The sequence below is a fragment of the Deltaproteobacteria bacterium genome, from assembly GCA_009692615.1.
Lineage (GTDB): Bacteria > Desulfobacterota > Binatia > UBA9968 > UBA9968 > DP-20.
The window spans coordinates 1-10,945 of record SHYW01000143.1; the positions used below are offsets into that span (position 1 = coordinate 1).

Annotated in this window: 12 protein-coding genes; 5 read left to right on the plus strand and 7 right to left on the minus strand. The window is 57.4% G+C overall.

Annotation, left to right across the window (positions count from 1 at the left end):
- Window positions 1–72: 72 nt before the first annotated feature.
- The 7 genes from EXR70_23075 to EXR70_23105 form a co-directional block, all read right to left on the minus strand.
- Window positions 73–396 carry a hypothetical protein gene (locus EXR70_23075; protein ID MSP41380.1) on the minus strand — a complete coding sequence of 108 codons (324 nt, stop codon included), beginning with the start codon at window positions 394–396 and terminating at the stop codon, window positions 73–75.
- A 170-nt stretch (window positions 397–566) separates the two neighbouring features.
- Window positions 567–1,220 carry an NADPH-dependent F420 reductase gene (npdG, locus tag EXR70_23080; protein ID MSP41381.1) on the minus strand — a complete coding sequence of 218 codons (654 nt, stop codon included), beginning with the start codon at window positions 1,218–1,220 and terminating at the stop codon, window positions 567–569.
- Window positions 1,221–1,234: 14 nt separating this feature from the next.
- Complete coding sequence (cofE, locus tag EXR70_23085) at window positions 1,235–1,987, minus strand: coenzyme F420-0:L-glutamate ligase (protein MSP41382.1); 753 nt, start codon at window positions 1,985–1,987, stop codon at window positions 1,235–1,237.
- On the minus strand, window positions 1,984–2,670 hold the full coding sequence (cofC, locus tag EXR70_23090) for a 2-phospho-L-lactate guanylyltransferase (GenBank protein ID MSP41383.1): 687 nt from the start codon (window positions 2,668–2,670) through the stop codon (window positions 1,984–1,986). Before cofC ends, cofE begins: the two co-directional genes overlap by 4 nt.
- A 25-nt stretch (window positions 2,671–2,695) precedes the next feature.
- Complete coding sequence (locus tag EXR70_23095; GenBank protein ID MSP41384.1) at window positions 2,696–3,622, minus strand: 2-phospho-L-lactate transferase; 927 nt, start codon at window positions 3,620–3,622, stop codon at window positions 2,696–2,698.
- Entirely contained in the window at window positions 3,622–4,836 is a 1,215-nt protein-coding gene (cofG, locus tag EXR70_23100; GenBank protein ID MSP41385.1) for a 7,8-didemethyl-8-hydroxy-5-deazariboflavin synthase subunit CofG, read from the minus strand. Before cofG ends, EXR70_23095 begins: the two co-directional genes overlap by 1 nt.
- A 329-nt stretch (window positions 4,837–5,165) precedes the next feature.
- Window positions 5,166–5,420 carry a hypothetical protein gene (locus EXR70_23105; GenBank protein ID MSP41386.1) on the minus strand — a complete coding sequence of 85 codons (255 nt, stop codon included), beginning with the start codon at window positions 5,418–5,420 and terminating at the stop codon, window positions 5,166–5,168.
- Here EXR70_23105 and EXR70_23110 point away from each other — a divergent pair.
- The 5 genes from EXR70_23110 to EXR70_23130 are packed head-to-tail and all read left to right on the plus strand — an operon-like array spanning window position 5,409 to window position 10,680.
- Complete coding sequence (locus tag EXR70_23110) at window positions 5,409–6,302, plus strand: pentapeptide repeat-containing protein (GenBank protein ID MSP41387.1); 894 nt, start codon at window positions 5,409–5,411, stop codon at window positions 6,300–6,302. The genes EXR70_23105 and EXR70_23110 overlap by 12 nt on opposite strands.
- Window positions 6,303–6,338: 36 nt before the next feature.
- Window positions 6,339–7,283: a pentapeptide repeat-containing protein gene (locus EXR70_23115; GenBank protein MSP41388.1), complete on the plus strand. Its 945-nt coding sequence runs from the start codon at window positions 6,339–6,341 to the stop codon at window positions 7,281–7,283.
- A gap of 20 nt (window positions 7,284–7,303) precedes the next feature.
- A complete protein-coding gene (locus EXR70_23120) occupies window positions 7,304–8,500 on the plus strand; it encodes an amidohydrolase (protein ID MSP41389.1) in 1,197 nt (398 codons plus the stop codon).
- A gap of 11 nt (window positions 8,501–8,511) precedes the next feature.
- Window positions 8,512–9,561, plus strand: a complete 1,050-nt coding sequence (locus tag EXR70_23125) for an ABC transporter substrate-binding protein (protein MSP41390.1) — start codon at window positions 8,512–8,514, stop codon at window positions 9,559–9,561.
- On the plus strand, window positions 9,562–10,680 hold the full coding sequence (locus EXR70_23130) for a transporter substrate-binding domain-containing protein (GenBank protein ID MSP41391.1): 1,119 nt from the start codon (window positions 9,562–9,564) through the stop codon (window positions 10,678–10,680). It begins immediately after the preceding gene.
- The last annotated feature ends 265 nt before the right edge of the window (window positions 10,681–10,945 follow it).

Consider the following 10,945-nt stretch of genomic DNA (forward strand, 5'->3'; position numbering starts at 1 on the left):
CGCTCAAGCCGAGTTTGTTGATCGCAGTCTCCAATAATTTGTCAGCGTCCTATTTCACCGCGCAATAGAGTTTCAATTCTTTCGCGCCCATCTGCGCATTCGCATGTATTTTACTCTTGTCGAATCGTTGCAGTTGAATTTGCCGTGCTCGGTGTTCGCCGTGCCATCGACCTTGATGCCCATGCGGTCGAGAGCCGTGCGCGTCGCGCTTTCCACCTGCGGCAACGACATAGTGAAGGTTCGATAAGCGACGCCGTCCATGGTGTAGGCCACCGACGTACCGGCGGTAACCCCGGTGCCGACACCAAAGAGCGTCATGCCGACACCAGCGCAGCCGCTGAAACTAAAGGTTGCAAGAACCGCGAGCGCGGCGAAGCGAATTGTTAGTTTTGCCATATGATAATCAACCATAGGCAATTAGCGCGCCAGCCTGCCGCATGATCGAATCCGCCAAAGCGTGGGAGTTTTTGACGCACCCGTGCTGGCAACGCCGATCGCGCCGATAAAAATGTTCCACCGACGGTAATTATTACCGGTTCGACCAGCGCAGGTTCAGCGAATCAGACTTAATGACCGCCGATGCCGGTGATCTTGATGCTGCCGTGCTTGGATTTGTATTTGCGGTTAAGCGCGATGATCACGCCGGTCAACCCTTCGATCACGTAAGCGTTGCTCGCCGGGCCGGCGTCGTAGGCGGTGGCGCCGATGCGCGTGATGATGTCCATCACCTTCAACTTCGCCTCGGCGTTGTCGCCGCACACCAACACGTCGCCCAGCGGCGCATCGACATCGCCAAGATCGACGGCGGAAATGTTATGCAACGCGCCGATCACCGGTGCTTCATCGCCGAGAATCTGCTGCGCTTCCTGCAACGCCGAACCGGCCGGCGGCACGAAGGGCCTTACTTTGTTGAGCGGCACCACCGTGTCGATGATGATTTTCCCCGCCACTTGGCCTTTCAAATCCTGCACCATCTGCGCCTGTCCTTCATAGGGCACGGCGATGACCACGAAGTTGGCGTCTTTCACCGCCTCTTGATTGGTCATGCCGACCATCTCGCCGGCGCGCAGTTTCGGTTTCAAAGTCTCCACCGCAAGCCGCGCCTTTTCGGCATCCCGCGAGCCGATGATGATTTTCACCCCAGGCGCGCCCAAGCGCAGCGCCAAGGCGCTGCCTAAGTTTCCCGTGCCACCGACGATCGCTACACTGAAGTTGTCCATAAATACATTTTGATCTAGCGAAAAAGATCTTCCGCCGCGGGGCGTAAAAGCTCTTGCACCGATCCATCCTCCCTTTTTTCGATTTGATATCCGCGCACCACCACGACGGGAACGCCGTCGCGCTTGCCCATGACTAATTCCGCCGCCGATGCGATTTCATCGGCGATCGCCGCCACCGCGGCTTTGAGTTCGTAACCATGGCGATCTTTCAATCCGCGTTCGTCTTTAATCGCCTTCATACCGGCAATACCGACTGCGACATCCACGGTACCGACGCGCCAGGCGCGGCCGAAACTGTCGCTGATGATCACGCCGACGCTTTTACTTGTGCGACTGCGAACCTCGTCGCGAATTGCCCGCGCCGAACGATCGGCATCTTGCGGCAGCAACGCGACAACGCCAATGCCAACATTGGATTGATCGACGCCGGCGTTGGCGCAGACAAAACCGTGGTGAGTCTCGACGATCATGGCGCGGCCGCCCGTGCGAATGACTTTTCGACTCTCGCCAAGTATCACTTCGACCAACGCTGCTTCTTTGTCCAGCTCTTGGCCCAACTGGCGCGCGCGCGCAGAGACTTGCACGTCATTCAAACGCACCATTCGCCCTTCGGCCTTGGAAACGATTTTCTGCGCGACGACTAAGACATCGTCGTCGGCCAACGCGACGCCCTGGCGTGAGCAGGCTTCGACAATCAACTGACCGATGGCGGCACCGGCGCCGATTTCACCGAGCGATTCGATGCCGAAAAGTTCCAGCCGCTTCATAGCGCTGCCGCGCCGCGCTTGGATTGCGCCGCCGCATCCAAGAATTCGCGCGCCACCCGCGTCGAGTCGCCGTCGGCTAACTGGTAGTCGAGAAAGCGTTCAAGATCCTGCGGCTCGTCGATATCCAAAGCGATGTTGTCGTTTTCAAAGTAGCGCAGCGGCAAGCCTTGCGCAGTCACTTGCGCCGAATGAAAAGTAAAACTGTCGTAACCGAAGCGCAGTTGAATCACATCCGGCGGCGCCAAAAGCAAAGCATTGGTACCCAAGCGATCATGGGACGGAACTAACAAAGCAAACGGCGCCCGCGCGTCGTCGGGAACTTGGGCGAGAACTTGCTCGATGTCCGCCGCCCGCACCAGCGGCATATCGCCGGGAAGAATCAGCACCGCTTCGCAGCCGGCGTTTTTCAATTCCAGCCGCGCGAAGTCGACGGCGCCGGTCTCACCATGTTCGGCGCTTTCGCGAATCACTTCGGCGCCGGCCAGCGCCGCGATCGCCGCGACTTTGTCGTCACCGGTCACGACGAACGTTCCGGCTAAGCCGCGCGCCAGTCGTGCCTGGCGCAAAATATCGCGGAACATGGTTTCGGCCAAAAGCTCCCGCGCCGCGCCTCCCAACAACGGGCTCAAGCGTTGCTTGGCGTTGCGAAAACCTTTGACGGGCATAAGTACGGCGACATTCATGGCAGACCAGACAGAATTTTCTAGACTATTTTCGCGCCAAGGCCAAGAGCTCGCGCGCCAAGCGGCGCTTGGCGGAAAGATTGGGCATGCGGATGTCGCTCGTGACCACGTTAACTTGCAATCGTTCAATCTCTTGGCTGGAATCGCGATCTTCGTCGGCAATCATCAAAGTGTCAAGGTAATCACCGTAACATTGTGCCACGCCCAGTGCCGAAGCTGCGAAACCGCTGGCGACCATCAGTTTATGCGCGGGTCCGGAAATCGCCGTGGCACCGATCATCGGGCTGACACCGATCACCGCGGCGTTGCTTTCAATCAACGCATTACGAATGCCGGGAACCGAAAGAATTGGGCCGATGCTCGTGATCGGATTGCTCGGGCAGATGACAATCGCTTCGGCGTTCTCAAGCGCGCCAATCACGCCGGGCGCGGGACGACTCTTTTCAACGCCATCGAAGCGGACTGATGCAACATCGCCTGCCCAACGATCTTTGACGAAAAATTCTTGAAACGAAATTTCTCCCGCGGCCGTCAGCACGCGAGTTTCGACACGCTCGTCGGACATAGGCAAGATCGTCGCGCCCACGCCGAGTACGCGGCGCAGATGATCGGTGACTTCACATAGAGTTAGCCCTTCCCGCAGCATGCGCGTGCGCGTGATATGCGTCGCCAAATCCTTATCGCCGAGATTGAACCACGCGTCGTTGCCCAAGCGACGCAATTGTTCGAGAGCGACAAAAGTATCGTCTTTCAGGCCCCAACCTTTTTCACCGTCGTTCAAACCCGCCAGTGTGTAAGTGATGGTGTCGATGTCCGGCGATACGTGCAATCCATGAAAGATCGCGTCGTCGCCGGTGTTACAGATGATGGTCAATTCGGCGGGATCGATCTCCGCCGCCAACCCTTCGATCAGCTTAGCGCCGCCGGTGCCGCCGGTGAACACGACGATCATTAAGCGAGTCCTGAATGGTTGGAATTCTCGAGCGCTGCCACCTTGCCAAGGGGACCGTTGTCTTTGACCAATCCGTCCGCGCCGCACAGATCGGCGATCGCCGGCAACAACGAAGGCGCGAGAAATTTGTCGCCCTGCCGAATGTATTCAGGATACACCGGCAAGCGCGCCCGCAGTTCGAAACCCGCCTCGGCGCTTTTTTGTTGGAGTAAGTTTAACGCCGGCCAGGGCGCTTCGGGATTGATGAAGTCGGGGGTCAACGGCGACACGCCGCCCCAGTCGTTGATGCCGGCGTCTAAGTAGAATTCGTAACCGTCGGGGGTTAAGTTCGGCGGCGCTTGGATGTTCATCTCGCCGCCCAGGATTAAGCGTGCGATCGCAATCGTCTTGACCATGTCATCCGTCGTCGCGTCGGGATGCGCGCGCATGGGAATGGTCGGCTTGGCGCGAAAATTTTGCACGATCACTTCTTGGATATGGCCGTAGCGTTGATGCAGCTCGCCAATCGCGATCAGCGAGTCGATTCGCTCCGGCCAATTCTCACCGATGCCGATGAGAATCCCTGTGGTGAAAGGAATCCGCAGCTCGCCGGCCAGTTCTAACGTGCGGAGCCGCACCGCCGGCTTTTTGTCGGGCGCATTGTCGTGGGCTGCACCGGCGAGCAGCAAACGCTCACTGACGCTTTCGAGCATCAGACCCATGCTCGGGTTGAATTGCTTCAGCCGCTGCAAATCGCCGCGCCCCATCACGCCGGGATTGGAATGCGGCAAGAGCCCGGTTTCTTGCAGCACAACGCGGCAAGCCTCGACTAGATAATCGAGTGTGCGCTGATGACCGCGCTCGGCCAAGAACTGTTTCATCTCCGGATAAATCGCCTCTGGCTTGTCGCCCAGACTGAACAAGACTTCGCTGCAACCGAGCAGCTTGCCTTGGCGCACCACGCGCAAAACTTCGTCGAGGGTCATCGATTTGGCGCCCGGCTCATCGGGCGCTTTGCGAAAAGTACAGTAGCCGCAAAAATCGCGGCACAGATTGGTCAGCGGCACGAAGATCTTCGGTGAGAAGGTGACTACCCGCCCCTTATGACGATCGCGCAACGCGGCGGCGGCGGCGCAAAGCTCATGCAACTCGTCGCCTTGGGCCACAGTCATCGAAAGAGCGTCGGCTCGGGAAAGCCGCTTGCCCTGCCGGCAATCTTGGAGAATCGTGAGCATCTGTTCTGCTTGAATATCGAATTGACCGCCGCTATTCAAACCTGCGCTGAGTTCCCTGGGCAATTGAGTGGGGTTCCATCAGATGCGCAGAGATTTTTTTCACAAGCCGTTTCTTTACGGAAGCGGTGGTAAGCGGGCCGGCCATGGTGCATATCCCATCATAGTCACTTCGCTACTACGGTTCGGCTCAATCTAGTCGGCCGCGAGACTTTCGCTGTAATAATTCCCATCATTGATGGCCATGTTAAAGCGCGCGGACTTCAGGCGATCGAACTGGGTTCCGCCAGGGAGACGCAAGCGCTGTGAGCGAAAAGCCCGCGCTCCGAAAGCTATTTTTTCTTCAGCAGCGTCAGCGCTTCTTTCACCTTCTTCATCGACTCGCCGTGATCGCCGCCGTCGTGGAGTCTTTCCGATTCGTCGATCAGCGCTTTGACTTTGTCTTTTTCAGTCTTGACCAGCTTCGTTTTGACGAGCAGATCGCGACCTTCTTTGATCAACTTGGGGCAGGTGCGAGCCCAAACGGGCTGCGCGAGGGAGATGACCAGGCCCGCGGCCAGCATGGCCGTTGAGATATGCTTCATCATGTATCGCTCCTAATAGTGCCGATGTTTATGCCATGCAAATTCGATTTAAACTGTATAACATTTCCCCATAGCCGCGGCAAAATTAAACCTGCCTTCAACGGGATTGGCGAATTATCGCTTGACAGCGGCACAGCCCCTACCTATGCTCTGCGGCAGTCGAGTAACAAGCCGCCAACGATTCATTCCATGCCCGCCAACCCAAGCGCCGAGGAGTCCGCTGCATCCGTCGCCAGCGCCGAACAGCTGAAAAAACAGTACGCCGCCGGCGTGCGCCACTTCGATGGCGCCAAGTTGGCCAATGCAGATCTGTCTGGCGCCGATCTCCGCAACGTCAGTCTCACCGACGCCGATTTGACCGGTGCCAATCTTGAGCACGCCGATTTGGCCGATGCCAATCTTCAGGGTGCATTGTTGCTGCGCAGCAAATTGCGCGCCGCCAATTTTGAAAATGCCGACCTCAGCCGCGCCGTCGGTCTCTTGCCGGCGCAGCTCGCCGGCGTCAATCTCGCCGGCGCCCGTCTGCCGGAAAAATTCGGCGATTTCGACGGTCTGCGCGTGGTCGAGGAGGAATCGAAAAATGCCCGCGCGCTTTTCTTCAGCACGTTGCTCTCCTGTGTCTATGGCTGGCTGACCATCGCCGGCACCAGCGATGTTCTGCTGCTGACCAACTCGGCATCGTCGCCGTTACCGATCATTGGCGCGTCCATCCCGATCGTGAGTTTCTATGTCGTCGGTCCGCTGATCTTGCTGCTCCTCTACATTTATCTCCATCTTCATTTGCAGCGGCTCTGGGAACGGCTCGCCGATTTGCCGGCGGTGTTTCCCGATGGCCGCTCCCTCGGCAAGCGCGCCTATCCCTGGCTGCTCACCGGACTGGTCTAGTCTTACAACCCCTACCTCAAAGAACGCCGGCCGCCACTGTCACGGTTACAGTCAGCGGTCTCGATCTGGATCGCCTGGTGGTTGGTGCCGCTGACGATCGCCCTGTTTTGGCTGCGCTACTTGCGCCGGCATGACTGGAACGGCACTGCCCTCCACATCGTCGTGTTGGTCGGCGCCATCGCCGCCGGTGTCATACTTTATCGGCTCGCCGTGTCGACACTGCGCGGCCAGCGTAGGAATGCCGTGCCGCTCAAGAATCTGTTCTTCCAGGCGGCAATTTATTCGCGCCTGTCCTGGATCGCCCTGATCGGCGCGACAATTTATATTCTTTCATTGGGCGCCATCGAAGGTGTGCCGCCTGAATACGAAGTTACCGAAGGGGAAAAATCTTTAATCCAAGCCGACGTGACTGCGGCCGACGTGCGCCGCTGGGTGCCGCAGTTGTTGCATGCTCTGGGCAACAAATCCTTCGCCGATCTGCGCGAAGTCGATGTCTCGGCGAGACTACAGAATTGGAAAGGCCAAGAAGAAGACGAGATCGATAGGGTCAAGCGCGGCCGGCTGCGCGGCGCCAACTTGCGCTTCGCCGACGCCACCCGGGCGTTTCTCGTCGGCGCCGATTTGAGCCGGGCCAATCTCCAAGGCATCTATCTGTTCCAGGCCAATCTGCGGCGCGCCGATTTGACCTGGGCCGATCTGAAAGATTCCTTCGCCTATGAAGCCGACTTGCAGGGCGCCAATTTGCAAAATGCCGACCTGCGCGGCGTTGATTTTACTGGCGCAAACTTAAGCGGCGCGACACTCAAGGGCGCGCGCCTGGAAAATGCCAATCTGGAAAATAGTAATTTGAACAAAACCAACCTTAGTGGTACGTCTTTGACGACAGTAAAGGGATTGACCGCCGAGCAAATCGCCACGGCAGTTACCGACAACACGACCCAGCTGCCGGAACATCTAGCGGCGAGTCGAAGTCAAAAATAAATCGAAGGCAGGAAATCACCATGGATAATTTCGATAACGTTCTCGTCGTCGACGCCGACGGCCATGTATATGAAGGCAATATCGACTTGCGGCCGCGTATGCCGGAGAAGTGGCGTTCCCAGGCACCGATCAACATGAAAGACAATGAAGGCAACGGCCGCATGCTGCTCGAAGGCCGCCTGTGGTCGGCCTCTCAAGGTCTCGGCCCCGGGGTCTCCGGACCGATGACCGACAAAGCGCGCGGCTTTCGCGAAGGCATGGTCGACCCCCTGGCGCGGTTGAAAGACATGGACGCCGAAGGCATCGATGTGGCCATATTGTTCGGCACCCAAATCGCGCTCACGGTCAACGGCTTGATGAGCAAAGAACTATCCGCCGTGCTCTGCCGCGCTTGTAACGACTGGTTGATGGAATACTGCGCCGCCGACAAGAATCGTTTGCTCGGCGTCGGCTTGATTCCCTGCCAAGACCCGCCGGCCGCGGTAAAGGAATTGGAATATTTGAAAAAAGCCGGCGCAGTGACAGCGATGTTGCCGACCAATGTCTACGGCTTGAACAATATGGGCGACAAAATGTTCGATCCGATTTATCAATGCGCCCAGTCCATCGGCATGACGCTGAGCGTCCATCCGCAGACCGGCCACGACGGCGTGCCCGGCGTCTCCGGCGTCATGGGCGCCGGCAGCGAGCGGTTTAGAAAATACGTCTACGTCCACATGACCGCGTTTCCTTTTGAACTGATGATCGCCATGATGCACATGATCGGCGAAGGAGTGTTCGACCGTTTTCCGAAATTGAAAGTCGGCTTCATGGAAGGCGGCGCCGGCTGGCTGCCGTTTTGGGCCGAGCGTTTCGACGAGCATATCGAAAAACTCGCGCCGCAGATGCCCGAGCTCAAGCGCAGGCCGAGCGAGATCATCAAGAGCAAACAGGTCGTGCTCACCTGCGAATCCGAAGAGACCGGTCTTGACCGCGTCTTCGCCGCCAACGGCGAGGACACCGTGCTCTATGCGTCGGATTACTGCCATTGGGATTGCCACTTCCCCTACTCGGTCAAAGACGTGGTCGAAAGCAAAGACTTAAGTTTCGCCCAGAAAGAAAAACTCCTCGGCAAAAACGCCGTGGATTTTTTCGAGCTGAAGAATCTGCCGCAGCCCAAAGCACTCAAGCTCGCGCGCCAGTCGTGGAACGGCCAGGCGAAAGTGGCGACAGCATAAGGAGTCCAGCAATGAAGCGCGACTTTTTGTTGAAACTTCGAAACCTACGCGCCCTACGATCAATTCTTACCCTCGCCCATTCCGATGGGAGAGGGAAGGGTGAGGGTCGAAGAATGCCTGCGGCTATTATCGTGAGCATGCTGTTCATGTTCACTCTGCTGATACCCACCATCGGTCGCGCTGCCGAATCTCCCTACAAAATCCGCGTCGGTTTCCCCTCCCTGGCGTTTTCCTATCTGCCCTATTACGTCGCCCAGGAGAAAGGCTTCTACAAGAAACATAATATTGAATCCGAATACATTCAGATCACCAACTCGATCGCGCCCCAAGCCGTGGTCGCCGGCAATATCAATTACTTCACCTCCGCTTCGACGGCGATTTCCGCCGGCATCGCCGGCCTGCCATTGGTCATGGTGATGAATTTTTGCGATATTTCACCCTGGGTGTTGGTGACGCACAAAGACATCAACAAGCCCCAGGACCTGATCGGCAAAACCGTCGCCTTGTCGGGCGTTCGCACCTCGCCCTACTATTTCTTCCAAGCGTTTTTGAAAAAGTCCGAGATCAACGAAAAAGATGTCGGCGCCATCAACACCGGCGGCACCGCCGATAGTTTTCGCGCGCTCACCAGTAACCGTGTGGTCGGCACGGTATTGACGCCGCCCTTCGACGACAAAGCGGTATCGCTAGGCTACAAGAAATTCGCCCAGCTGGGCGAGCTCGCGGATATTCCCTACGTCGGCATGGTGACCTCGGCGAACGAAATCAAAACCAACCGCGAGTCGGTGCGCCGCACCGTCACCGCGATGCTGGAAGCCATCGCCTGGCTACGCGCCAACCGCCCCGACACCGTCAAGATGATCGTCGACAAGTTCAAGGTGAACCAGCAAGAAGCCGAAGGCACCTACGCGACCCTGATTCGCATATTGAATAAAGACAGCCGCATGAACCCTAAAACCGGCCGCGGTTATTTGGACATCCTGCGCCAAGAACGGACCATCGCCGCCGACTACGATCCGATGAAACACACCGACTTCTCGTTCTTGCCGGCGGCGCGATAGATGCGAATGAGACTTTCGATGAAGACGGGGCTCCAGATGCGATGGTTGAAAAGCATCATGGTGCTTTTGCTATTAGGGTTCACGGTAACGGTAGCGGCGCCCCAAACCCAGCCGGAATCGCTGCGCGTCGCCACCCGTTTGGTCAAGCCCTTCGCTTTCGAAGAGAACGGCGCGCGCACCGGTTTCAGCATCGAGCTTTGGAATGAAATCGCCAAGCAGTTAAACGTCAAGACTGAATTCGTCGTTAAGCCGACGGTGAAGGAGTTGTTGGCCGCGGTGAAGTCGAAGGAGGTCGACCTCGGCATCGCGGCGATCTCGATCACGGCGGAACGCGAAGTGGCATTGGACTTCTCTCAGCCAATGTTCGACGCCGGCTTGCAGATCTTGACGCCCATGCAGACCAGCCGGACGGCGTTGGTCAAAACCATCCTCGCCAATTTGTTTTCATCCACTGTCCTGCCTTACATCTTAGGCGTAGCGATCATTCTGGTCGTCATCGCGCATTTGGTTTGGCTGCTAGAGCGGCGCCATCCGAGCGGCATGTTGTCGCATCCGAAATATTATCCCGGCATCTTCGAGACCTGTTGGTGGGCGGCTTCGACGCTCGCCACCCAAGCGGATCAGATGCCGCGCGCGGCGCTAGCGCGCATCGTCGCGGTTTTCTGGATGTTCGCCAGCGTCGTCTTCATCGCCTACTTCACCGCCGCGGTAACCTCGAGCCTAACGTTGCAGCAACTGCGCGGCGACATTAACGGCCCGGAAGATCTTCCCGGCAAACGGGTCGCCAGCGTCACCGGCAGCACCGGCTCGGAATACCTACGCCAACACAATATCGAACCCGCTGAATTCGCTAAGGTCGAAGAAGCGTATCTCGCGCTGCAAACAAACCAGATCGACGCCATTGTTTATGACGCGCCGGTGTTGCTTTACTACGCCTCCCATGAAGGCAAAGGCAAAACGCAAACCGTCGGAACGATTTTTCGCAAGGAGAACTACGGCGTCGCTTTCCCGGACAAGAGCCCGCTGCGCAAGCGGGTCAACGAAGTTTTATTGAAGCTCAAAGAGAACGGCACCTACGATCAGCTGTACAACAAATGGTTCGGCGGCGCCGGTTCATGATGCATTCAGTCTCGGGTTACGGGTTTCGAGTTGAATCCGAAACTGCCGAAGGCGGTCTTGACAAATCAGCCTCTCCTTGATGACCTAAGCGTAACAAATTGGAGGTAACGCCCATGCCATTTCAAGGCCATACGATTATCGACGGCGACGGTCATGTGATCGAGGATACCAAAGCGATTATCAATTACATGCCGCAGTCTTATCGCGACAAATTCGATACCCATCCTTTTTTCAATCCGTTTCCGCCGCTGGACCATTTACATTC